We start from the raw sequence: 23,027 nt of genomic DNA, 5'->3' as shown, positions 1-23,027 counted from the left end.
CATATTAACCGAGCAAAGCACGACCATGATGTCGCAAATGATCTTCGATGAAGCTGGCGATAAAGAAGTAGCTGTGGTCGTAGCCAGGCTGCAGGCGCAGTTCCAGCGGATGGCTGGCCGCCTTGGCCGCTTGCTGCAAGGCTTCGGGCTTGAGCTGCACGGCAAGGAAATCGTCGCGGTCGCCCTGGTCCACCAGCAACGGCAGCTTTTCCGAGGCTTCGCCGATCAGCACACAGGCATCCCATTCACGCCATTTGGCGCGCTCTTCACCCAGGTAACGGGAGAAAGCTTTCTGGCCCCACGGGCAATCCATCGGATTGTTAATCGGCGAAAACGCCGACACCGACAGGTAACGCCCAGGGTTGCGCAGGGCACACACCAACGCACCGTGGCCGCCCATGGAGTGGCCGCTGATACCGCGTTTGTACGAAGCCGGGAAATGCGCTTCAACCAATGCCGGCAATTCCTGCACCACGTAGTCATGCATCCGATAGTGCTTGGCCCACGGTTCCTGCGTGGCATTCAGGTAAAACCCTGCGCCCAGGCCGAAATCCCAGGCGTTATCCGGGTCGCCCGGTACACCGGGCCCACGTGGGCTGGTGTCCGGCGCCACGATGATCAACCCCAGTTCCGCCGCCATGCGCTGGGCACCGGCTTTCTGCATGAAGTTCTCATCGGTGCAGGTCAGGCCGGACAGCCAGTACAGCACCGGCAGCTTGCCGCCCTGCTCCGCTTGCGGCGGCAGGTAGACGGCGAAAGTCATGTCGCAGCCGAGCACATCGGAGTGATGTTTGTAGCGTTTATGCCAGCCGCCGAAGCTCTTCTGGCACGACAGGTTTTCCAGACTCATGGCCGACCTCAGAAGTGGATGACGGTACGAATGCTCTTGCCTTCATGCATCAGGTCAAACGCTTTGTTGATGTCTTCCAGGCCCATGGTGTGGGTGATGAAAGTGTCCAGCGGAATCTCGCCGGTCTGGGCCATTTCCACGTAGCTTGGCAACTCGGTACGGCCGCGTACGCCACCGAACGCCGAGCCACGCCAGACGCGACCGGTCACCAGCTGGAACGGGCGGGTGGAGATTTCCTGGCCGGCACCGGCAACGCCGATGATCACCGACTCGCCCCACCCCTTGTGGCAGCACTCGAGCGCGGCACGCATCAGTTGCACGTTGCCGATGCACTCGAAGGAAAAGTCCACGCCGCCGTCAGTCAAATCGACAATCACGTCCTGGATCGGGCGGTCATAATCTTTCGGATTGATGCAGTCGGTAGCGCCCAGTTGCTTGGCGATCTCGAACTTGGCCGGGTTGATGTCAATCGCGATGATACGGCCGGCCTTGGCCTTGACCGCACCGATCACGGCCGACAGGCCGATACCGCCAAGACCGAAGATCGCCACGGTGTCACCCGGCTTGACCTTGGCGGTGTTGATTACCGCACCGATGCCGGTGGTGACGCCACACCCGAGCAGGCAGACCTTCTCCAGCGGCGCTTCTTTGGGAATTTTGGCAACGGAAATTTCCGGCAGCACGGTGTACTCGGAGAACGTCGAGGTGCCCATGTAGTGGAAAATCGGCTGACCCTTGTAGGAAAAACGCGTGGTGCCATCCGGCATCAGGCCTTTGCCTTGGGTGGAACGAATGGCCTGGCACAGGTTGGTCTTACCCGAGAGGCAGAACTTGCACTTGCCGCATTCCGGGGTGTACAGCGGGATCACATGGTCGCCCACCGCCACCGAAGTCACGCCTTCGCCGATGGCTTCGACCACCGCACCGCCTTCATGGCCAAGGATGGAGGGGAAGATGCCTTCCGGGTCAGCGCCGGACAGGGTGTAGGCATCGGTATGGCAAACCCCGGAGGCGACCACACGCAACAGCACTTCGCCCGCCTTGGGCATGGCCACATCGACTTCCACGATCTCGAGGGGTTTCTTGGCTTCAAAGGCAACGGCAGCGCGGGACTTGATCATCCAGGTTTCTCCAGGGCGTTAAAAATGATGGAGAGAGTGTAAAACATGGCTCCATGATTAATAATCCAGGCAAAAGCAAAACTTTATTGCTGTACAGGGATAATCGCTATGCTGGAGAACCGCTGGGAAGGCATCGATGAATTCGTTGCCGTCGCCGAATGCAGCCAATTTACGGCGGCTGCCGAGCGGCTGGGTGTGTCTTCGTCCCACATCAGCCGCCAGGTGGCACGCCTGGAAGAGCGCCTGCAAACGCGGTTGCTGTATCGCAGTACCCGTAAGGTGACCCTGACCGAAGCAGGTCAGACATTTCTGCAACATTGCCAGCGCCTGCAGGACGGCCGCGAAGAAGCCCTGCGCGCCGTGGGCGACCTCACCAGCGAACCGAAAGGCATGTTGCGCATGACCTGCGCGGTGGCCTATGGCGAGCGTTTCATCGTGCCGCTGGTGACGCGGTTCATGGGCCTGTACCCGCAATTGCGGGTGGATATCGAATTGAGCAACCGCCAACTGGATCTGGTGCACGAAGGCCTCGACCTGGCGATTCGCCTGGGGCGCTTGCAGGATTCGCGCATGGTCGCCAGTCGCCTCGCACCTCGGCGTATGTACCTGTGCGCGTCGCCGTCCTACCTGGCGCGGTACGGACGGCCCCATAGCTTGTCGGAATTGAGTCGACATAACTGCCTGATCGGCAGCTCGGATATTTGGCAACTGGCCCAGGACGGGCGCGAATTTTCCCAACGGGTACAGGGAAACTGGCGCTGCAACAGTGGGCAAGCGGTGCTGGATGCGGCGCTGCAAGGGGTGGGGTTATGCCAACTGCCGGACTATTACGTGCTGGAGCATCTGCACAGCGGCGCGCTGGTGTCGTTGCTGGAGGCGCATCAGCCGCCGAATACGGCGGTGTGGGCGCTGTATCCGCAACAACGGCACTTGTCGCCGAAGGTCAGGAAGTTGGTGGATTTCTTGAAAGAGGGCTTGGCCGAGCGGCCGGAGTACAGCGGTTGATTAACGACGATTCGCCCAACGCAGTCGCAGCCACTCCAGGTCTTCCGGCCGGGTCACCTTGATATTGTCCGAGCGCCCTTCGATCAAGCGCGGCGCCTGCCCGGACCACTCCATCGCCGAGGCTTCATCGGTGATCACCGCATCGGCCACCAGGCTGTCAGCCAATGCGCGGTGCAAGGCCCCGAGGCGGAACATCTGCGGCGTATAGGCTTGCCAGATCAAGCTGCGGTCGACGGTTTCCACCACCCGCCCCTGCTTGTCGACACGCTTGAGGGTATCGCGAGCCGGCACCGCCAGCAGGCCGCCCACCGGATCGTCCGCCAATTCGACCAGCAGCTTGTCGAGGTCATCACGGCTCAAATTAGGCCGCGCCGCGTCATGCACTAACACCCAATCGTCATCGCCGGCGCCCAGGGCATTGAGTTGCAGCAGTGCATTGAGCACCGACCCCGAGCGCTCCGAACCACCGTCCGCACGTTGGATACGCGGGTCAGCGGCACACGCCAGGTCGGGCCAATACGGATCTTCAGCAGCAAGACTGACCACCAACCCCTTGAGGCTGGGATGGTCGAGAAAACAGCCAAGGCTGTGTTCGAGAATAGTGCGCCCGCCCAATTGCAAGTATTGCTTGGGACGGTCCGCGGCCATACGGGCACCGACGCCCGCGGCAGGTATCACGGCCCAGAAGGCCGGCAAACGGTAACTCATTGGGCCAACTGGTAGAGGGTTTCGCCCTCCTTGACCATGCCCAACTCATGACGGGCCCGTTCTTCAACGGTCTCGGTACCCTTTTTCAGCTCAAGCACTTCGGCATCGAGGACGCGGTTGCGCTCCAGCAGGCGTTCGTTCTCGGCGTGCTGGTCGGCAATTTGCTGGGTCAGGTCTTTTACCTGCGCAAAGCTGCCATTACCTACCCATAGGCGGTACTGCAGGCCAGCCAGCAACAAGAGCAAGACGAGGAACAACCAATTGGGACTGCGCATCGAATATCGGGTATCCAGTGGAAAAACACGCCATGCAAAACTTTTACAGCAACTGATAGCACGAAGCCTGGAAGAACCAGGCTTGTGCTTGATCGCCATCAGATTAGCGTCGAAACTCGCACCTTCGTGATCTTTCCGACGCAATCCACCGACTTTTTACCACTTACCGATCAGCCGCGAAACTCGCCGCGACCGTTGTACTTGGCTTTGCCGGCCAGTTGCTCTTCGATACGCAGCAATTGGTTGTACTTGGACACACGGTCGGAACGGCACAGGGAGCCGGTCTTGATCTGGCCCGCCGAAGTGCCCACGGCCAGGTCGGCGATGGTCGAGTCTTCAGTTTCGCCGGAGCGGTGCGAGATCACGGCGGTGTAGCCCGCAGCCTTGGCCATCTGGATGGCTTCCAGGGTTTCGGTCAGGGTGCCGATCTGGTTGAACTTGATCAGGATCGAGTTGGCGATCTTTTTGTCGATGCCTTCTTTCAGGATCTTGGTGTTGGTCACGAACAGGTCGTCACCCACCAGCTGGACTTTCTCGCCGATCTTGTCGGTGAGGATCTTCCAGCCATCCCAGTCGGACTCGTCCAGGCCGTCTTCGATCGAGATGATCGGATAGCGCTGGGTCAGGCCCTTGAGGTAGTCGGCAAAACCTTCGGAGTTGAACACCTGGCCTTCGCCGGACAGGTTGTATTTGCCATCTTCGTAGAACTCGCTGGCGGCGCAGTCCAGGGCCAGGGTCACGTCGGTGCCCAGTGTGTAGCCGGCGTTGGCCACGGCTTCGGAGATCACTTTCAGTGCATCTTCGTTGGACGCCAGGTTTGGTGCGAAACCACCTTCGTCACCTACGGCAGTGCTCAGGCCACGAGCTTTCAGCACGGCTTTGAGGTGATGGAAAATCTCGGTGCCCATGCGCAGGCCTTCGGAGAAGGTCTTGGCGCCGACCGGCTGCACCATGAATTCCTGGATGTCGACGTTGTTATCGGCATGCTCGCCACCGTTGATGATGTTCATCATCGGAACCGGCATCGAGTAGACACCCGGGGTACCGTTCAGGTTGGCGATGTGGGCGTACAGCGGCAGGTCCTGGTCCTGGGCGGCCGCCTTGGCAGCAGCCAGGGACACGGCGAGGATGGCGTTGGCGCCGAGGCTGCCTTTGTTTTCAGTGCCGTCGAGCTTGATCATCGCGTGGTCCAGGGCTTTCTGGTCCAGCGGGTCCTTGCCCAGCAGCAGGTCACGGATCGGGCCGTTGATGTTGGCTACAGCCTTGAGGACACCCTTGCCCAGGTAACGGCTCTTGTCGCCATCACGCAGTTCCAGCGCTTCGCGCGAACCTGTGGAAGCACCGGACGGCGCGCAGGCGCTGCCGATGATGCCGTTATCGAGAAGCACGTCGGCTTCGACGGTGGGGTTGCCACGGGAGTCGAGAACTTCACGACCTTTGATGTCGACGATTTTTGCCATTGTTGTAAACACTCCAAAGTTGACGAAAACGACGCAGCTGAAGGAAATCTTTTGACCGACCGCAAGGGTGGAACAACGGGGCAGGCTTGCAGGCGACAAGGCTCAGGCCCGTAGGCCTGAGCGTAAAGCGTGGGAAAGTCTACCGGAGAATCAACGCTTACGCGGTCTCTACCGTCGGAAAACTCTTGACCAGTTCGTCCAACTGCTTGAGCTGGGCCAGGAATGGCTCCAGCTTGTCCAGGCGCAGGGCGCATGGGCCGTCGCATTTGGCGTTGTCCGGGTCCGGGTGGGCTTCGAGGAACAGGCCCGCCAGGGACTGGCTGATGCCGGCCTTGGCCAGGTCCAGTACCTGGGCACGGCGCCCACCGGCGGAGTCGGCGCGACCACCGGGCATTTGCAGCGCGTGGGTCACGTCGAAGAACACCGGGTATTCGAACTGCTTCATGATGCCGAAACCGAGCATGTCCACCACGAGGTTGTTGTAGCCGAAGCTCGAACCGCGCTCGCAGAGGATCAACTGGTCGTTACCCGCTTCCACGCACTTGTTCAGGATGTGTTTCATCTCCTGGGGCGCGAGGAACTGGGCTTTCTTGATATTGATCACCGCGCCGGTCCTGGCCATCGCGACCACGAGGTCGGTCTGGCGCGACAGGAAGGCCGGCAACTGGATGATGTCGCACACCTCGGCGACCACGGCAGCCTGTTCAGGCTCGTGGACGTCGGTGATGATCGGCACGCCGAAGGCTTGCTTGATGTCCTGGAAGATCCGCATGCCTTCTTCAAGGCCCGGGCCGCGATAGGAGGTCACGGACGAACGGTTGGCCTTGTCGAAGCTGGCCTTGAACACGTAGGGGATACCCAGTTTCTCGGTAACCTTGACGTACTCTTCACAGACCTGCATCGCCATGTCACGGCTTTCCAACACGTTCATGCCGCCGAACAGCACCATGGGCTTGTCGTTGGCAATCTCGATGTCGCCTACGCGAATGATCTTCTGGGCCATCAGGTTTACGCCTTCTTCTGGTGTTGCGTCAGTGCAGCCTTGACGAAACCGCTGAACAACGGGTGACCGTCGCGTGGAGTCGAGGTGAACTCGGGGTGGAACTGGCAAGCGACGAACCATGGATGATCCGGGGCCTCGACCACTTCCACCAGCGCGCCATCACCGGAGCGACCGGAGATTTTCAGGCCAGCCTCTTTGATCTGCGGCAGCAGGTTGTTGTTCACTTCGTAGCGGTGACGGTGACGCTCGACGATCACGTCCTTGCCGTAGCAACCGTGAACCAGGGAACCCGGCTCCAGCAGGCAGTCTTGCGCGCCAAGGCGCATGGTGCCGCCCAGGTCGGAGCTTTCGGTACGGGTTTCGACGGCACCGGTGGCGTCTTCCCACTCGGTGATCAGGCCCACGACCGGGTGGCCGCTCTTGCTGTCGAACTCGGTGGAGTTGGCGTCTTTCCAGCCCATCACGTTACGGGCGAACTCGATAACAGCCACTTGCATGCCCAGGCAGATGCCCAGGTACGGCACCTTGTTCTCGCGAGCGTACTGCACGGCAGTGATCTTGCCTTCCACGCCACGCAGGCCGAAACCGCCTGGAACGAGGATCGCATCGACACCTTCGAGCAGCGCGGTGCCCTGGTTCTCGATGTCTTCGGAATCGATGTAGCGCAGGTTGACCTTGGTACGGTTGCTGATGCCCGCGTGGCTCATCGCTTCGATCAGCGACTTGTACGCATCCAGCAGTTCCATGTACTTGCCGACCATGGCGATGGTGACTTCGTGCTCAGGGTTGAGCTTGGCGTCAACCACGGCTTCCCACTCGGACAGGTCCGCGCCGTTGCACTGCAGGCCGAAACGCTCGACCACAAAATCATCCAGGCCTTGCGAATGCAGGATGCCCGGGATCTTGTAGATGGTGTCGGCGTCTTCCAGGGCGATCACCGCACGTTCTTCAACGTTGGTGAACTGCGCGATCTTGCGACGCGAGGAAATGTCGATCGGGTGGTCGGAGCGGCATACCAGTACGTCCGGCTGCAGGCCGATGGAACGCAGTTCCTTGACCGAGTGCTGGGTAGGCTTGGTTTTGGTTTCGCCGGCGGTGGCGATGTACGGCACCAACGTGAGGTGCATCAGCATCGCGCGCTTGGCGCCGACTTCGAAACGCAGCTGGCGGATGGCTTCGAGGAACGGCTGGGATTCGATGTCACCCACGGTGCCACCGATCTCGACCATCGCCACGTCGGCATCGCCTGCACCCTTGATGATGCGGCGCTTGATCTCGTCGGTGATGTGCGGGATCACCTGGATGGTTGCACCCAGGTAGTCACCACGGCGCTCTTTGCGCAGCACGTGCTCGTAGACACGGCCGGTGGTGAAGTTGTTGTTCTGGGTCATGGTCGTGCGGATGAACCGCTCGTAGTGGCCCAGGTCCAGGTCGGTCTCGGCGCCGTCGTGTGTGACGAACACTTCACCGTGCTGGAACGGGCTCATGGTGCCCGGGTCGACGTTGATGTACGGGTCCAGCTTGAGCATGGTGACTTTAAGCCCCCGCGCCTCCAGGATGGCCGCCAATGAAGCGGAGGCAATGCCTTTCCCCAATGAAGAAACAACACCGCCCGTGACGAATATGTAGCGCGTCATGAAAAACCCTAGAAGTCTGCGTTAAAGCGGTCCGAGCCGCCGGGGAAAGCGAAGAGAGGCCGAAGCCCCCGATCACCTGCATTAATCACAGTGCACCTTTCAAAAAAACCGCCGCGTTGTGACAGACCAGCAGTGAAACTGCCGGTACGTTGATCGCTACACATTTTTTGGAATCGCCCAGCAAAGACTGCTTGGTAATCGGCAACTGCTGCGATTCAGGCGAATCCACAGAAGTTGTATCAAGAAGGGAGCGTAGTCTACCGGAAAGGCGCTATCAGCTCAAACCTTGATCGCAGGTCTCTGGCATCCAATGTAATTGCCAAGCTTCACTCGGTGCGGCCCAGAGTCCTGTGAGGAGGGGCACGCCGAGCAATTGCTCGCCCCGATACAGCAGCGGCAATCTGCCACGGATGAAGCCCGGCACCCCCTGTTCATTAAGCAGGCGCTTCAAGTCACGCCGGCCTCGGCCAGGTAATTCAAGCATTTCGCCGCCCTGGCGATAACGCACCTCCAGCGGGCCTTCGGGCACCTTGCCGCTCATTTCCAGCAGGCCATTGCCGGGTAACTCTAGTGGCTTTTGCGGATCAGGCCAGCTCACCGATGCGTGGGAAAACTCCGACCAGCCGCGAGGCAACCACCAGATGCGTGCGCCGCAACGGTGCAACTCCCCATCAGCCAGACGCCATAAGGGCTGCGCGTCGCCCTTGGCGTCGCGCAGGGAATACCAGCCGGCCCAATGGTCGCTGTCGGGTAAACGGGTCAGCGGCGCCAGCCAATGGCGCAGGACATTGCGCTGGCGGGCATCGGAAAGTTCGCGCAGTGGACCAAGGTCCAATGATGGCAACACCAACCAAGGAAACCGCGAAGGTTGATCGGCGGCTTGCAGGTCCATGCAGGCCAGTTCACCCAGCAGCGCCTGGGCTTCACCGAGGTGGTCGGCAGTCCGGGCCAGACTGGAGAAAGCTTGGGGCCAACGCGCCGTCAGCGTCGGGATCACGCGGTGACGCAGGTAATTACGGGAGAAACGTGGATCGGTGTTGGAAGGATCTTCAATCCACGTGAGTTGATGCTCATCGGCGTAGGCTTCCAGCTCGGCGCGCGAGACCTCCAGCAACGGCCGCACCAGGAAACCACCTGCCAACGGACGATGCGCAGGCATTGCGGCGAGCCCTCGCACCCCGGCACCGCGCAGCAGGCGGAATAGCAGGGTTTCGGCTTGATCATCGCGATGCTGGCCGGTGAGTAACACTTCCCCTGCCCCGATCACCTCGGTAAACGCCCGGTAACGTGCATCACGCGCTGCACGCTCAAGACTGGCGCCGGGCTGCACGTGCACGCGCATGACCCGCAAGGGGACGCCCAGGCTGTCGCACACCGACTGGCAATGGCTCGGCCAGGTGTCGGCGGCGGCTTGCAGGCCATGATGGACATGGACAGCGCTTAGAGGCGGAAGGGCTTCGGCGTTGGCCAGGAGATGCAGCAGGACAGTGGAATCAAGACCACCGGAGAAGGCGATATGCCAAGCCGGGGCGTTGCGCCAGGGGGCCAGGGCGTGCAGGAGCTTGGCGGATAAAGTCGGTTTCATCACAGGTTACCGCCGCAAATCTGGAATACCCAAGCCAAGCATACACAAAGCAAATGTGGGAGGGTGCTTGCCCCCGATAGCGGAGCATCAGCCAGTGAATACAGTGACTGACACTCAGCAATCGGGGGCAAGCCCCCTCCCACATTAGTACCGCTGCGGCCTTAGAGGCCGTAGCTCATCAGGCGCTCGTAGCGACGGGCCAGCAGCGCTTCGTTATCCAGCTTCTTGAGCATCGCCAGTTGCGAACCCAACTCGGCACGGATAGTCGCGGCGGCGGCGGACGGGTCGCGGTGGGCGCCGCCCAATGGCTCGGCGATCACTTTGTCGACGATACCCAAGCCTTTGAGGCGATCGGCGGTGATGCCCATGGCTTCAGCAGCGTCCGGCGCCTTTTCTGCGGTTTTCCACAGGATCGAGGCGCAACCTTCCGGCGAGATCACCGCATAGGTCGAATATTGCAGCATGTTCAACTGGTCGCAGACGCCAATCGCCAGTGCACCGCCGGAGCCACCTTCACCAATCACGGTGGCGATGATCGGGGTTTTCAGGCGGGCCATCACTCGCAGGTTCCAGGCAATCGCTTCGCTCTGGTTGCGCTCTTCGGCGTCGATACCCGGGTATGCACCCGGCGTGTCGATGAAGGTCAGGATCGGCATCTTGAAGCGCTCGGCCATTTCCATCAGGCGGCAGGCCTTGCGGTAGCCTTCCGGACGCGGCATGCCGAAGTTGCGACGCACTTTCTCGCGCACTTCACGGCCTTTCTGGTGACCGATGACCATGACCGGCTGGTCGTCCAGGCGAGCGATACCGCCCACGATGGCCGCGTCGTCGGAGAAGTGGCGGTCGCCGTGCAACTCGTCGAACTCGGTGAAGATGTGCTGAATGTAGTCCAGGGTGTACGGACGGCGCGGGTGGCGGGCCAGGCGCGCGATCTGCCAACTGGTCAGCTTGCCGAAGATGTCTTCGGTAAGCGTGCTGCTCTTGTCTTGCAGGCGGGCAATCTCATCGCCGATGTTCAGCGAATTGTCATTGCCGACCAGGCGCAGTTCTTCGATCTTGGCTTGCAGGTCAGCGATCGGCTGTTCGAAATCAAGAAAATTCGGGTTCATAAGCGTCCGTCTTGGGTCGACGGCCAGGGAGTGCCTGGCCAGCCGGTTGTCTATTCGCGCCCTACCTTAAGGGAGAGGCGCGTTTAGGTCGAGATTAAATGTTGAGCCGAGGTCAGGCGTTCTGACCGTCAACGGTATTGGAGGAAGACGTTGTCTCGCCCGAACTGGTCACGCAATGCTTGAATCAAGCCATCAGCGGGATCAATTCGCCAGGTCTCACCGAACTGCAACATGGCCTTGGCGTCATTGCCGGTGTACTCCATGGTCACCGGGCACGCGCCACGATGGCGCTTGAGCAGGTCACCCAACCAGCGTAGCTGATCGCCCTTGAGGGCTTCGGTTTTCACCTTCAGGCGCAGGCTCTCGGCCAGGTTGGTGCGCGCATCTTCCATGCTCATCACCCGTTTGATCCGCAGGCGCAGGCCGCCGGAGAAGTCATCGTTGCTGACCTCGCCTTCCACCACCACCATCGCGTCGGTCTGCAGCAACGACTGCGCGGAGTGAAAGGCGTCGGCAAACAGCGACGCTTCGATCCGGCCCGAGCGGTCGTCGAGGGTGATAAAGCCCATCTTGTCGCCCTTTTTGTTTTTCATCACTCGCAGGGCGATGATCATGCCGGCGACGGTCTGGGTATCACGCGCCGGCTTCAGGTCGATAATACGTTGACGGGCAAAACGGCGGATTTCGCCTTCATATTCGTCAATCGGGTGACCGGTGAGGTACAGGCCCAAGGTGTCTTTTTCACCCTTGAGGCGCTCCTTGAGGGTCAGGTCCTTGGCCTTGCGGTGGTTGGCATACACATCCGCATCTTCTTCGACGAACAACCCGCCAAACAGGTCGGCGTGGCCGCTGTCGTGGGTGCGGGCGGTCTGTTCGGCGGCCTTGATCGCTTCTTCCATGGCGGTGAGCAGCACCGCGCGGTTGCGGTCGATATTCGCCTGGTACGCCTTCGGCTCATCATGGAAATACGGGCCGAGACGGTCGAGTGCGCCGCTGCGGATAAGACCATCGAGGGTACGTTTGTTGATGCGCTTGAGGTCAACCCGTGCGCAGAAGTCGAACAGATCCTTGAACGGTCCGTCCTGGCGCGCTTCGGTGATGGCTTCCACCGGGCCTTCGCCCACGCCCTTGATAGCGCCCAGGCCATAGATGATGCGGCCTTCGTCGTTCACCGTGAACTTGAACTCCGAGGCGTTCACGTCCGGCGCGTCGAGGCGCAGCTTCATGGTGCGCACTTCCTCGATCAAGGTCACGACCTTGTCGGTGTTGTGCATATCCGCCGAAAGTACCGCAGCCATGAACGGCGCCGGGTAGTGGGCTTTCAGCCAGGCGGTCTGGTACGACACCAGGCCGTAGGCGGCGGAGTGGGATTTGTTGAAGCCGTAACCGGCGAATTTTTCCACCAGGTCGAAAATGTTACCGGCCAGGTCGGCATCGATATTGTTGGTGGCGCAACCCTCAATGAAACCGCCGCGTTGCTTGGCCATTTCCTCGGGCTTTTTCTTACCCATCGCACGCCGCAGCATGTCCGCGCCACCGAGGGTGTAGCCGGCCATCACCTGGGCGATCTGCATCACCTGTTCCTGGTACAGGATGATGCCGTAGGTCGGCGCCAATACCGGCTTGAGGCCTTCGTACTGGTAGTCGGAGTGCGGGTACGCCAGCTCGGCACGACCGTGCTTACGGTTGATGAAGTCATCCACCATGCCCGATTGCAGCGGGCCCGGACGGAACAGGGCCACCAGTGCGATCAAGTCTTCCAGGCAGTCGGGCTTGAGCTTTTTGATCAGCTCTTTCATGCCGCGGGATTCAAGCTGGAACACCGCCGTGGTTTCGGCTTTTTGCAGCAAGGTGTAGGTGGGCTTGTCGTCCAGCGGGATGAAGGCGATATCCAGCGGTTCTTCGTTGACCTTGGCGCGGTCGCGGTTGATGGTCTTGAGTGCCCAGTCGATGATCGTCAGGGTGCGCAGGCCGAGGAAGTCGAACTTCACCAGGCCGGCCGCCTCCACATCGTCCTTGTCGAACTGGGTGACCAGGCCGCCGCCCTCTTCATCGCAATAGATAGGCGAAAAGTCAGTCAGCTTGGTCGGCGCAATGACCACACCACCGGCGTGCTTACCGACGTTACGCACCACGCCCTCGAGCTTGCGCGCCATCTCCCAGATTTCGGCGGCCTCTTCATCGACCTTGATGAAGTCGCGCAGGATCTCTTCCTGCTCGTAGGCTTTTTCCAGGGTCATGCCGACTTCGAACGGGATCATCTTCGACAGGCGGTCCGCCAGGCCGTAGGACTTACCCTGCACCCGCGCTACGTCACGGATAACCGCCTTGGCCGCCATGGAACCGAAGGTGATGATCTGGCTCACGGCGTTGCGACCGTATTTCTCGGCCACGTATTCGATCACACGGTCGCGACCGTCCATACAGAAGTCGACGTCGAAGTCGGGCATGGACACCCGTTCCGGGTTCAGGAACCGTTCGAACAGCAGGTCATATTCCAGCGGATCAAGGTCGGTGATCTTCTGTACATAGGCGACCAGCGAGCCGGCACCCGAGCCCCGGCCCGGGCCTACCGGCACGCCGTTGCTCTTGGCCCACTGGATAAAGTCCATCACGATCAGGAAGTAACCGGGGAACCCCATCTGGATGATGATATCCAGCTCGAAATTCAGCCGATCGACATAAACCTGGCGCTTGGCCTCGTAATCTTCGGTGGTGTCCCTCGGCAGCAGGACGGAGAGCCGCTCCTCCAGACCATCAAACGACACCTTGCGGAAATACTCGTCGATGGTCATGCCATCGGGAATCGGGAAGTTGGGCAAAAAGTGCTTGCCCAGCTTCACTTCGATATTGCAGCGCTTGGCGATCTCGACGGAGTTTTCCAGGGCCTCGGGCAGGTCGCTGAACAGCTCGGCCATCTCCTCCGCGCTCTTGAGGTACTGCTCTTCGCTGTAGTTCTTGGAACGACGCGGGTCATCCAGGGCCCGGCCTTCACCGATGCACACGCGGGTTTCGTGGGCCTCGAAATCTTCCTTCTTGATAAAGCGCACATCGTTGGTCGCCACCAAGGGCGCGCCCAGCTTGTCGGCCAGGGCTACGGCGGCGTGCAGATGCTCTTCATCGTTGGGGCGGTTGGTGCGCTGGACTTCCAGGTAGAAACGGTCGGGGAAGACCTGCATCCACTCCCTTGCCAGCACTTCGGCTTCATGGGGATTGCCGCCCAGCAGTGCGATACCGATCTCGCCCTCCTTGGCGGCCGACAGCATGATCAGGCCTTCGCTGGCCTCGGCGACCCATTCGCGCTCGATGATGATCGAACCGTTGCGCTGGCCGTCGATAAAGCCACGGGAAATCAATTCGGTGAGGTTGCGATAACCCACGCCATTCATCGCCAGCAGGCTGATGCGGCTCAGGGGGTTATCCGGGTCTTTGTTGGACAGCCACAGGTCGGCGCCGCAGATCGGCTTGATGCCGGCGCCCATGGCGTTCTTGTAGAACTTGACCAGGGAGCACATGTTGTTCTGATCGGTAACCGCGACCGCAGGCATGTTCATGCCCACCAGGGTCTTGACCAGCGGTTTGATCCGTACAAGGCCGTCGACCAGGGAGTATTCAGTGTGCAGGCGCAGGTGAACGAATGAAGCCGGCATAGTGATCCTGTCCAGAAACTTAGAAACAACAAGGCCCGGGATTGTACCGGGCCTTGGCAAAAACATCAGCCTTGCGACTAAACCTCGCTGAGGTTCTCGCGCAGCTCATAAGCCTGGCGCACCGGGGCAAACGAGCGCCGATGGATCGGCGTTGGGCCGAGACGGGCCAGGGCTTCCAGATGAACGGGCGTCGGATAGCCTTTATGGCCCCCGATGCCGTAGCCGGGGTAAATCAATTCGAAGGCAGCCATTTCACGGTCTCGGCTGACCTTGGCCAGGATCGACGCGGCGGCAATGGCTGGAACCTTGCTATCACCCTTGACCACCGCCTCAGCCGGCATCGCCAGCTTCGGGCAACGGTTGCCATCGATCATCGCCAGTTTTGGCGTGATATGCAGGCCTTCAACGGCACGCTGCATGGCCAGCATCGTGGCGTGCAGAATGTTCAATTCGTCGATTTCTTCGACTTCGGCCCGGGCGATATGCCAGCTCAGGGCCTTTTCACAGATTTCGTCGTAGAGTTTTTCACGACGCGCTTCGGTGAGTTTTTTCGAGTCGTTGAGGCCCAGGATCGGACGGTTCGGATCCAGGATCACGGCCGCCGTCACCACCGCGCCACACAGCGGGCCGCGCCCCACTTCGTCAACACCGGCCACCAGTTCGTGGGTTTGGGCAACGAGGCTGAAATCCAGGCCTATTTGCGTGCTCATAAAGCTTCCTGTTTTTGGCCGATCAAGGTCAATACGGCGTCGGCCGCCTGGTTCGAGGCATCACGGCGCAGGGTGCGGTGAATGTCGTCAAAACCGCGGGTCTGTTCTTCGCCGCCGTCGATCAAGGGCAATAGGGTTTGCGCGAGGGCTTCGGGGGTTGCATCGTCCTGCAATAATTCCGGCACCAACAAGCGCTGGGCCAGCAAGTTGGGCAAGGAGATGTAAGGACTTTTGACCATGCGCTTGAGAATCCAGAAGGTCAGCGGTGCCAGGCGATAGGCCACGACCATCGGGCGCTTGTAGAGCAGGGCCTCCAAGGTCGCGGTGCCCGAAGCGATCAGCACCGCATCACAGGCCGCCAGGGCCAGGTGCGACTGGCCGTCGAGCAGGGTCAATGGCAGATTGCGACCGACCAGCAGTGTCTCGATTTGTGCACGCCGTTGCGGGCTGGCGCAGGGCAACACGAACCGTATCCCGGGCTTCAAGGCTTGCAGGCGCTCGGCAGCATCGAAAAACACGCTGGCAAGACGGCCCACTTCGCCGCCTCGACTGCCCGGCATCAGCGCAACGAGCGGGCCTTCGGGCAACCCCAGCTCGGCACGCGCGGCTGCACGATCAGCCTGCAAAGGAATGCTGTCAGCCAGGGTATGCCCGACAAACCTTACCGGCACGCCCTTCTCCTCGTAGAACCTGGCCTCGAACGGCAACAGGGTCAACATCAGGTCGCAGCCTTCGCGGATCTTCAACACACGTTTCTGCCGCCACGCCCACACAGAGGGGCTGACGTAGTGCACGGTCTTGATCCCGGCCTGACGCAACTTGAGTTCGATATTGAGGGTGAAGTCCGGCGCATCGATGCCGATAAACACGTCGGGCTTTTCTTCGATCAGCGTCTGGATCAGCAGCTTGCGACGAGCCAGGAGCTCACGCAGGCGACCCAGCACCTCGACCAGCCCCATGACCGACAGACGCTCCATGGGGAAGTATGACGTCAGGCCTTCGGCCTGCATCAGCGGGCCGCCGACACCGATAAATTCCACCGCAGGGTGCCGGGCCTTGAGTGCCCGCATCAGACCTGCGCCCAAAATGTCGCCGGAAGCTTCTCCGGCCACCAGCGCGATACGCAGAGTAGCCATGATCAGCGGGTGATGCCGCGGGTCGACGCCTGGATCGAGTCACGGAACACCGCGACTTCCGGAAACAACGCTGCCGGCTCGGCCAGTTGGATCAACGCCTGGTCCACCGTCAGCCCCTGACGGTAGACCACCTTGTAGGCGCGGCGCAGGGCGTGGATCGCCTCTTCGCTGAAGCCACGACGGCGCATGCCTTCGAAGTTCATGCTGCGGGCTTCGGCCGGGTTGCCGAACACCGTGACGAACGCCGGAACGTCCTTGCCGATGGCAGTGCCCATGCCGGAAAAGCTGTGGGCGCCGATATGGCAATACTGATGCACCAGGGTAAAACCGGACAGGATCGCCCAATCGTCAACGTGTACATGGCCAGCCAACGCGGTGTTGTTGACCAGGATGCAGTGGTTGCCGATCACGCTGTCATGACCGATATGGGCATAGGCCATGACCAGGTTGTGATCACCCAGCGTGGTCTCGGCACGATCCTGCACGGTGCCACGGTGAATGGTCACGCCTTCACGGATGATGTTGTGATCACCGATTACCAGGCGGGTTTCTTCACCCTTGTACTTCATGTCCGGGGTGTCTTCGCCTACCGAGGAAAACTGGTAGATGCGGTTATGTTTGCCAATGCGGGTCGGACCCTTGAGGATCACGTGCGGCCCGATGACAGTCCCCTCGCCGATTTCCACACCTGCGCCGATGATCGACCAGGGGCCGACCTCAACGTCGGCGGCCAGTACGGCCGACGGATCGATGATTGCGCGAGGGTCAATCAAACTCATAGTTTGCGTTCCGCACAGATGATCTCGGCAGAGCACACCGGCTTGCCATCTACCGAGGCCTGGCATTCGAACTTCCAGATCTGGCGCTTGCAGCTGATGAACTTGGCTTCCAGGATCAACTGGTCACCCGGGGTAACCGGGTTGCGAAAGCGCAACTTGTCGGAGCCCACGAAATAGTAAAGCGTGCCGTCGGCAGGCTTGAGGTCGAGCATTTTGAAACCAAGGATACCGGCAGCCTGGGCCATTGCTTCGATGATCAATACGCCCGGCATGATGGGATGCGCGGGAAAGTGACCGTTGAAGAACGGTTCGTTGATGCTGACATTCTTGTAGGCACGAATGCGCTTTTCCTCAACATTCAGGTCCACTACACGGTCCACCAGCAGGAACGGGTAACGGTGAGGCAGGTATTCGCGAATCTCGTTGATGTCCATCATTTCGGGGGGAAGCCTGTAATAAAGATTGGGGGCGGGCGACTAAACGCACGCCCCGCTAGCAAATCAAGGAGGCAGTCTAGCGGCTGTGCACACTTGATATGGAAATGGTATCAGCCTTCTGATGAAGCATTACCGCCAGGGGTCACGTCCCCAACACGCTTTTCCAGCTGTTTGAGACGTCGAGCCATGTCGTCGAGCTGCCTCAAACGTGCTGCGCTCTTGCGCCATTCAGCTGCGGGCTGCATGGCGGTACCAGATGAGTAGGCCCCCGGTTCGGTAATCGAGTGGGTGACCATGGTCATGCCGGTGATGAAAACGTTGTCGCAAATATCGATATGCCCCACCAGCCCTACGCCACCGGCGAGCATGCAATGCTTGCCGATCCGGGTGCTGCCGGAAATGCCTACACAGGCGGCCATGGCGGTGTGATCGCCAATCTGCACGTTGTGGGCGATCTGGATCTGGTTGTCGAGCTTCACGCCGTTACCGATCACGGTATCGGCCAGGGCCCCGCGATCGACCGCCGTGTTGACACCGATTTCCACGTCGTCGCCGATCAATACGCCGCCGACCTGGGCGATCTTGTGCCAGGCGCCTTTCGAGTTGGCAAAGCCAAAGCCTTCACCGCCGATCACCGCACCCGACTGAATGACCACACGTTCACCGATACGCACGTCGTGGTACAGGGTCACGCGAGGTGCCAGCCAACCATCGGCGCCGATTACACAGCGAGCGCCGATAAAGCAATGTGCACCGACCGTTACACCGGCCGCGATGCGTGCGCCGCTCTCGATCACCGCAAACGCACCGATGCTGGCCGCAGGGTCAACCTGGGCATCATCGGCGATAACCGCAGACGGATGAACACCACCTGCTGCCTTGGGCTTCGGGTCGAACAGATGCGACGCCTTTGCGTACGACAGGTAGGGGTCAGCCACTACCAGGGCATCCCCGGCGTAACTCTCGGCGTCAGCGGCCTTCAGCAACACGGCTGCGGCCTGGCAGTCGACCAGGTATTTACGGTATTGGGGGTTTGCGAGGAAGCTCAACTGAGCTGGGCCAGCCTCCTGCAAGGTGGCTAGCCCAGTAATTTCCTTCTCCGGGGAACCACGCAAGGTGGCTCCCAGGAACTCGGCCAACTCGCCGAGCTTGATAGTCGCGGTCATGGCTTACTTCAGCTGGTTCATGCGCTCGATCACCTGACGGGTGATGTCGTATTGAGGCTTGACGTCAATCACGGCGCCACGCTCGAACACCAGGTCAAAGGCACCTTTCTTGATGACTTCTTCCACGGCGCTGTCGAGTTTAGGCTTCAGCTGTTTCAGCATTTCACGGTCGGCAACAGCCTTGGCTTCGTTCAGCTCCTTGGATTGGAACTGGTAGTCACGGGCCTTTTGCTTGAACTCAAGCTCCAGACGCTCGCGCTCGCCTTGCTGCATCTTGTCGCCACCCGCTACCAGACGGTCCTGGATACCCTTGGCGCTGCTTTCCAACGTCTTGAGCTTGGTCAGTTGCGGACCGAATTTTTTCTCGGCATCCACGGCGTATTTCTTGGCCGCATCGGATTCCAGCAGGGCCATCTGATAGTTCAGGACGGCGATTTTCATTTCGGCGAAGGCCGGGGTGGCTACCAGCACGGTGGCCAGCAGAACCAATTGAGTCAACTTACGCACGATGTACTCCTACAGAATCCGTTGTCGTTATCTTGGGTCAGACGCTTAGAACGTCTGGCCGAGGGAGAATTGGAAAATCTGGGTTTCAGCGTTATCCGGTTTCTTGATCGGCATGGCCAGAGCAAAGCTCAACGGGCCAAGCGCAGTCACCCAGGTCACACCGACACCCACCGAGCTCGCCAGGTTGCTGAGGCTCACGTCGTTGCACTCAGTCCGTGACTTCACGCCGCTTGGGTTGGTGATCTGTTCGCACTTGGAGTCGAACACGTTACCCACATCCCAGAAGACCGAAGTACGCAGGGACCGCTGATCCTTGACGAACGGCAGCGGGAACAGGATTTCCGCACCACCCTGGATCAACACGTTACCACCGAATGGCAGCGGGTCGTTGTCGGAGTCAGCGACGGTGCCCTGGTTACCGGTCACACCAACGCCACGGCTCGGTGTACCACGTGGACCCAGGGTGCTGTCCTTGAAGCCCCGCACGGAGTTGAAGCCACCCGCGTAGTAGTTCTCGTAGAACGGCAGCCCATTGGTGGAACCATAACCGTCGCCATAGCCCAGCTCGGTGTGCAGGCGCATGGTGTAGTTATCGCTCAGCGGCTGGAACAACTGGCCACGGTAGTCGAGCTTGAAGAACGACAGGTCGCTGCCCGGCGTCGTTGCTTCCAGCGTCAGGCTCTGGGAATGACCACGGGTGGCAAGCACGCCTTTGTTCAGGGTCGACTCGGACCAGCCGGCGGACGCCTTGAAGTTCAGGAACTTGTCGCCTTCCTTGCGAGTGAAGTCGAAGATCTCGTCCACGGTGTACACACCGGTCTTGATCTCATCCTGTTGCGCAGTCAGGCCGAAGGTCAGGCGCGAGGTCTCGCTGATCGGATAACCGATGTTGGCGCCTACGCCCAGGCTGTCGATTGCATAGCTGGCTACGTCGACGTCGAGGTCTTTGTAGTCGGTGGTGCGATAGAAGGCGTTGTAGCCCAGGCTCACACCGTCCGCGGTCCAGTAGGGGTCGACATAACCGAAGTTATAACGGCTCTGGTATTCGCTTCGGGTCAGGCCGATGGACACCTTGTTACCGGTACCCAGGAAGTTGTTCTGGGTGATGGAACCACCGAGGATCAGGCCGGCACTCTGTGCGAAACCGACACTGGCGGTGATCGAACCCGACGCTTGCTCTTCCACGGCGTAGTTCACGTCAACCTGGTCATCCACACCCGGTACGGCTGGCGTTTCGACGTTCACTTCCTTGAAGAAGCCCAGGCGCTCAAGACGGGTCTTGGACTGGTCGATCAGGTAAGTCGACGCCCAGCCACCTTCCATCTGGCGCATTTCGCGGCGCAGCACTTCGTCCGCGGACTTGGTGTTGCCACGGAAGTTGATGCGGTTCACGTAGGCACGCTTGCCTGGGTCGACGACAAAGGTGATGTCCACGGTGTGGTCTTCATCGTGGGGGGTAGGCACGCCGTTGACGTTGGCGAAGGTATAGCCTTCGTTACCCAGGCGACGGGTGATCAGTTCGGACGTGGTGGTCATCAGCTTGCGCGAGAACACCTGGTCTTTCTGCACCAGCAACAGGGCCTTGACCTGGTCTTCAGGCACTTTCAAGTCGCCGCTGAGCTTAACGTCACGAACCTTGTACTTCTCGCCTTCGTTGACGTTGACAGTGATGTAGACGTGCTTCTTGTCCGGGGTGATGGACACCTGGGTCGAAGCGATATCCATGTTGATATAGCCACGGTCCAGGTAGTAGGAACGCAGGCGCTCCAGGTCACCGGAGAGTTTTTCGCGGGCGTACTTGTCATCGTTCTTGAAGAACGACAACCAGTTGGTGGTCTTGAGCTCGAACAGGTCGATCAGGTCTTCATCAGCGAACTTGGTGTTGCCCACCACGTTGATGTGCTGAATGGCCGCCACGGTACCTTCGTTGATGTTGACCTTGAGGCCGACACGGTTACGAGGCTGCGGCACGACTTCCGTTTCCACGGTCGCGGAGTAGCGACCCTGGGCAACGTACTGGCGCTGCAGTTCGTTACGCACACCTTCAAGGGTGGCGCGCTGGAAGATCTCGCCCTCGGCCAGGCCGGATTGCTTCAGGCCTTTCATCAGGTCTTCAGTGGAGATCGCCTTGTTGCCTTCGATCTCGATACTGGCGACGGAAGGTCGCTCGACGACGGTGATGACCAGGACGTTACCTTCGCGACCCAGTTGGATGTCTTGAAAGAACCCGGTTTTGAACAGCGCACGAGTGGATTCCACCAGGCGACGGTCATCAGCCTGTTCCCCGACGTTCAACGGCAAGGCACCAAAGACGCTACCCGCGGAAACCCGCTGGAGGCCGTTGACGCGAATATCGGAGATGGTGAAGGACTCGGCGTGAACTTCGGCGATCATCAATACGGTGAGAACCGCAGTTAGCAGCAGACGTTTCATGAAGTCCTTTCTTATTCCAACTGGCAATAAACAAACTGCCGCAAAATGCGGCAGATTCGCAATTCAGCGAAGCGTTACAGTCGACCCAGATCGTTGACCAAGGCTAATAACATCACCCCGACCACCAAGCTGATACCGATCTGTATCCCCCAACCCTGCACCCGATCCGACAAGGGGCGACCACGCACCCACTCGACCAGATAAAACAACAGATGCCCCCCATCCAATACTGGAATGGGCAGCAAATTCAGAACACCCAGGCTGATACTCAGATAAGCCAGGAAATTCAGGAAATCCGCGACACCCGACTGGGCAGAAGCGCCCGCCACTTTAGCAATGGTTATCGGTCCACTCAAGTTTTTTACCGAGAGCTCGCCGAACAACATTTTCTTGAGGGATTCGAGGGTCAGCACACTCATGGTCCAGGTGCGTTTTGCACCCTCGCCAATGGCCGCCAGCGGCCCGAAACTGACCTCACGCACCATCGAGGGCGGCCACTCCGGACTCTTGACGCCTGCACCCAGGTAACCCCCGGCCGCCTTGGCTTCCCCACGTACCGCCAGGGTCACGGGGACGTCGATTTGAGCACCGTCACGCTCAATTTTCAGCACAATCCTTGTATCAGGGCGTACGCGCACCAGGTCGACTACCTGCTGCCACTCACCCAACACCTGGCCATCGAGGGCCAGCAAGCGATCGCCGGTTTTCAGGCCAGCGGCCTGGGCCGGCCCCTTCGGATCCAGCTCGGCAAGCACTGGCGGCAGCGCAGGACGCCATGGACGGATGCCCAGGGACTTGATCGGATCAGGCTCGTCAGCGCCCTTGAGCCAATGGTCCAAGGCCAACGTGCGCGGGGTCTCGGCACTGGAGTCCTGCTCACGCACCACGACGTTGACGGTGCCGCTTTCACCCAAACGACGGACCAGCTGCAAATTGACCGCGCCCCAACCCGTCGTCGGCTCACCATCAATGGAAACAATTTCCTGCCCTGCGACCAGACCTGCCTTGGCGGCAATACTATCCGCCTCGACCGCGCCGATGACAGGACGCACCTGCTCGCTGCCGAGCATGGCCAGGACCCAGAAAAACAGCATCGCCAGGAGGAAGTTGGCGATAGGACCGGCCGCAACAATGGCGATACGCTGACGAACGGTCTTGCGATTGAAGGATTGGTCCAACTGATCGGCCGGCACTTCACCTTCACGCTCATCGAGCATCTTGACGTAGCCACCCAACGGGATGGCCGCGATCACGAACTCGGTGCCATGCCGGTCGTGCCAGCGAACCAGTGGCATGCCGAAACCGACGGAAAAGCGCAGTACCTTGACGCCGCAACGACGTGCCACCCAGAAGTGGCCGAATTCGTGGAAGGTAACCAGCACACCCAGAGCAACCAGGGTGCCGACAATCATGTAAAGCGCACTCATCTAATTTCTCCGCATTCCAATCCAGTGCC

Annotated in this window: 19 protein-coding genes; 1 reads left to right on the top strand and 18 read right to left on the bottom strand. The window is 60.1% G+C overall.

Annotation, left to right across the window (positions count from 1 at the left end; genetic code table 11):
- Positions 1-4 precede the first annotated feature (4 nt).
- Together fghA and BLQ09_RS09795 are read right to left on the bottom strand one after the other, a co-directional pair.
- Positions 5-850 carry an S-formylglutathione hydrolase gene (gene fghA / locus BLQ09_RS09800; protein ID WP_027604461.1) on the bottom strand — a complete coding sequence of 282 codons (846 nt, stop codon included), beginning with the start codon at positions 848-850 and terminating at the stop codon, positions 5-7.
- A gap of 8 nt (positions 851-858) precedes the next feature.
- On the bottom strand, positions 859-1,971 hold the full coding sequence (locus BLQ09_RS09795) for an S-(hydroxymethyl)glutathione dehydrogenase/class III alcohol dehydrogenase (RefSeq protein WP_017137160.1): 1,113 nt from the start codon (positions 1,969-1,971) through the stop codon (positions 859-861).
- A 108-nt stretch (positions 1,972-2,079) separates the two neighbouring features.
- On the opposite strand from BLQ09_RS09795, the gene BLQ09_RS09790 reads away from it, so the two are divergent.
- A complete protein-coding gene (locus BLQ09_RS09790) occupies positions 2,080-2,976 on the top strand; it encodes a LysR substrate-binding domain-containing protein (protein ID WP_027604462.1) in 897 nt (298 codons plus the stop codon).
- On the opposite strand, the gene ispD is transcribed toward BLQ09_RS09790, so the two are convergent.
- From ispD to rseP, 16 genes are all read right to left on the bottom strand, one after another.
- Positions 2,977-3,684 carry a 2-C-methyl-D-erythritol 4-phosphate cytidylyltransferase gene (gene ispD / locus BLQ09_RS09785; RefSeq protein WP_027604463.1) on the bottom strand — a complete coding sequence of 236 codons (708 nt, stop codon included), beginning with the start codon at positions 3,682-3,684 and terminating at the stop codon, positions 2,977-2,979.
- Positions 3,681-3,959 carry a cell division protein FtsB gene (gene ftsB, locus BLQ09_RS09780; protein WP_003172294.1) on the bottom strand — a complete coding sequence of 93 codons (279 nt, stop codon included), beginning with the start codon at positions 3,957-3,959 and terminating at the stop codon, positions 3,681-3,683. The genes ispD and ftsB overlap by 4 nt, the downstream gene beginning before the upstream one ends.
- Before the next feature lie 170 nt (positions 3,960-4,129).
- Entirely contained in the window at positions 4,130-5,419 is a 1,290-nt protein-coding gene (eno, locus tag BLQ09_RS09775) for a phosphopyruvate hydratase (RefSeq protein WP_027604464.1), read from the bottom strand.
- Positions 5,420-5,576: 157 nt separating this feature from the next.
- Positions 5,577-6,422 carry a 3-deoxy-8-phosphooctulonate synthase gene (gene kdsA, locus BLQ09_RS09770; protein WP_027604465.1) on the bottom strand — a complete coding sequence of 282 codons (846 nt, stop codon included), beginning with the start codon at positions 6,420-6,422 and terminating at the stop codon, positions 5,577-5,579.
- A gap of 5 nt (positions 6,423-6,427) precedes the next feature.
- Entirely contained in the window at positions 6,428-8,059 is a 1,632-nt protein-coding gene (locus BLQ09_RS09765) for a CTP synthase (RefSeq protein ID WP_027604466.1), read from the bottom strand.
- A 274-nt stretch (positions 8,060-8,333) separates the two neighbouring features.
- Positions 8,334-9,644 carry a tRNA lysidine(34) synthetase TilS gene (gene tilS / locus BLQ09_RS09760; protein WP_027604467.1) on the bottom strand — a complete coding sequence of 437 codons (1,311 nt, stop codon included), beginning with the start codon at positions 9,642-9,644 and terminating at the stop codon, positions 8,334-8,336.
- Between the two features lie 161 nt (positions 9,645-9,805).
- Positions 9,806-10,753, bottom strand: coding sequence for an acetyl-CoA carboxylase carboxyltransferase subunit alpha (locus BLQ09_RS09755; RefSeq protein WP_027604468.1), 948 nt, complete (start codon positions 10,751-10,753; stop codon positions 9,806-9,808).
- A 128-nt stretch (positions 10,754-10,881) separates the two neighbouring features.
- Positions 10,882-14,403, bottom strand: coding sequence for a DNA polymerase III subunit alpha (gene dnaE / locus BLQ09_RS09750; RefSeq protein ID WP_027604469.1), 3,522 nt, complete (start codon positions 14,401-14,403; stop codon positions 10,882-10,884).
- Positions 14,404-14,480: 77 nt separating this feature from the next.
- A complete protein-coding gene (rnhB, locus tag BLQ09_RS09745; protein WP_027604470.1) occupies positions 14,481-15,113 on the bottom strand; it encodes a ribonuclease HII in 633 nt (210 codons plus the stop codon).
- Positions 15,110-16,249, bottom strand: a complete 1,140-nt coding sequence (gene lpxB / locus BLQ09_RS09740; protein WP_027604471.1) for a lipid-A-disaccharide synthase — start codon at positions 16,247-16,249, stop codon at positions 15,110-15,112. Before lpxB ends, rnhB begins: the two co-directional genes overlap by 4 nt.
- A 2-nt stretch (positions 16,250-16,251) precedes the next feature.
- A complete protein-coding gene (gene lpxA, locus BLQ09_RS09735) occupies positions 16,252-17,028 on the bottom strand; it encodes an acyl-ACP--UDP-N-acetylglucosamine O-acyltransferase (RefSeq protein ID WP_027604472.1) in 777 nt (258 codons plus the stop codon).
- Positions 17,025-17,465, bottom strand: a complete 441-nt coding sequence (gene fabZ / locus BLQ09_RS09730) for a 3-hydroxyacyl-ACP dehydratase FabZ (RefSeq protein WP_003172281.1) — start codon at positions 17,463-17,465, stop codon at positions 17,025-17,027. Before fabZ ends, lpxA begins: the two co-directional genes overlap by 4 nt.
- Before the next feature lie 110 nt (positions 17,466-17,575).
- The gene (lpxD, locus tag BLQ09_RS09725; RefSeq protein ID WP_027604473.1) at positions 17,576-18,631 is read right to left on the bottom strand and encodes a UDP-3-O-(3-hydroxymyristoyl)glucosamine N-acyltransferase; all 1,056 of its coding nucleotides are present in this window, start codon (positions 18,629-18,631) and stop codon (positions 17,576-17,578) included.
- A 3-nt stretch (positions 18,632-18,634) separates the two neighbouring features.
- Complete coding sequence (locus BLQ09_RS09720; protein WP_003219314.1) at positions 18,635-19,138, bottom strand: OmpH/Skp family outer membrane protein; 504 nt, start codon at positions 19,136-19,138, stop codon at positions 18,635-18,637.
- Between the two features lie 45 nt (positions 19,139-19,183).
- A complete protein-coding gene (bamA, locus tag BLQ09_RS09715; RefSeq protein WP_053137245.1) occupies positions 19,184-21,571 on the bottom strand; it encodes an outer membrane protein assembly factor BamA in 2,388 nt (795 codons plus the stop codon).
- A 74-nt stretch (positions 21,572-21,645) separates the two neighbouring features.
- A complete protein-coding gene (rseP, locus tag BLQ09_RS09710) occupies positions 21,646-22,998 on the bottom strand; it encodes a sigma E protease regulator RseP (RefSeq protein ID WP_027604475.1) in 1,353 nt (450 codons plus the stop codon).
- Positions 22,999-23,027: the final 29 nt, after the last annotated feature.

It is taken from the genome of Pseudomonas sp. NFACC25 (assembly GCF_900100935.1).
In the GTDB taxonomy this organism is placed as follows: domain Bacteria; phylum Pseudomonadota; class Gammaproteobacteria; order Pseudomonadales; family Pseudomonadaceae; genus Aquipseudomonas; species Aquipseudomonas marginalis.
This window is presented reverse-complemented; position numbering and strand designations above follow the sequence as displayed.

Bases quoted from the DNA above. Each gene is read 5' to 3' on its own strand.
- ftsB (WP_003172294.1), bottom strand. From the start codon at position 3,959: ATGCGCAGTCCCAATTGGTTGTTCCTCGTCTTGCTCTTGTTGCTGGCT.
- fabZ (WP_003172281.1), bottom strand. From the start codon at position 17,465: ATGATGGACATCAACGAGATTCGCGAATACCTGCCTCACCGTTACCCG.
- BLQ09_RS09790 (WP_027604462.1), top strand. From the start codon at position 2,080: ATGCTGGAGAACCGCTGGGAAGGCATCGATGAATTCGTTGCCGTCGCC.
- lpxA (WP_027604472.1), bottom strand. From the start codon at position 17,028: ATGAGTTTGATTGACCCTCGCGCAATCATCGATCCGTCGGCCGTACTG.
- bamA (WP_053137245.1), bottom strand. From the start codon at position 21,571: ATGAAACGTCTGCTGCTAACTGCGGTTCTCACCGTATTGATGATCGCC.
- fghA (WP_027604461.1), bottom strand. From the start codon at position 850: ATGAGTCTGGAAAACCTGTCGTGCCAGAAGAGCTTCGGCGGCTGGCAT.
- rseP (WP_027604475.1), bottom strand. From the start codon at position 22,998: ATGAGTGCGCTTTACATGATTGTCGGCACCCTGGTTGCTCTGGGTGTG.
- ispD (WP_027604463.1), bottom strand. From the start codon at position 3,684: ATGAGTTACCGTTTGCCGGCCTTCTGGGCCGTGATACCTGCCGCGGGC.
- rnhB (WP_027604470.1), bottom strand. From the start codon at position 15,113: ATGAGCACGCAAATAGGCCTGGATTTCAGCCTCGTTGCCCAAACCCAC.
- BLQ09_RS09755 (WP_027604468.1), bottom strand. From the start codon at position 10,753: ATGAACCCGAATTTTCTTGATTTCGAACAGCCGATCGCTGACCTGCAA.
- lpxD (WP_027604473.1), bottom strand. From the start codon at position 18,631: ATGACCGCGACTATCAAGCTCGGCGAGTTGGCCGAGTTCCTGGGAGCC.
- tilS (WP_027604467.1), bottom strand. From the start codon at position 9,644: ATGAAACCGACTTTATCCGCCAAGCTCCTGCACGCCCTGGCCCCCTGG.
- dnaE (WP_027604469.1), bottom strand. From the start codon at position 14,403: ATGCCGGCTTCATTCGTTCACCTGCGCCTGCACACTGAATACTCCCTG.
- eno (WP_027604464.1), bottom strand. From the start codon at position 5,419: ATGGCAAAAATCGTCGACATCAAAGGTCGTGAAGTTCTCGACTCCCGT.
- BLQ09_RS09765 (WP_027604466.1), bottom strand. From the start codon at position 8,059: ATGACGCGCTACATATTCGTCACGGGCGGTGTTGTTTCTTCATTGGGG.
- BLQ09_RS09795 (WP_017137160.1), bottom strand. From the start codon at position 1,971: ATGATCAAGTCCCGCGCTGCCGTTGCCTTTGAAGCCAAGAAACCCCTC.
- kdsA (WP_027604465.1), bottom strand. From the start codon at position 6,422: ATGGCCCAGAAGATCATTCGCGTAGGCGACATCGAGATTGCCAACGAC.
- lpxB (WP_027604471.1), bottom strand. From the start codon at position 16,249: ATGGCTACTCTGCGTATCGCGCTGGTGGCCGGAGAAGCTTCCGGCGAC.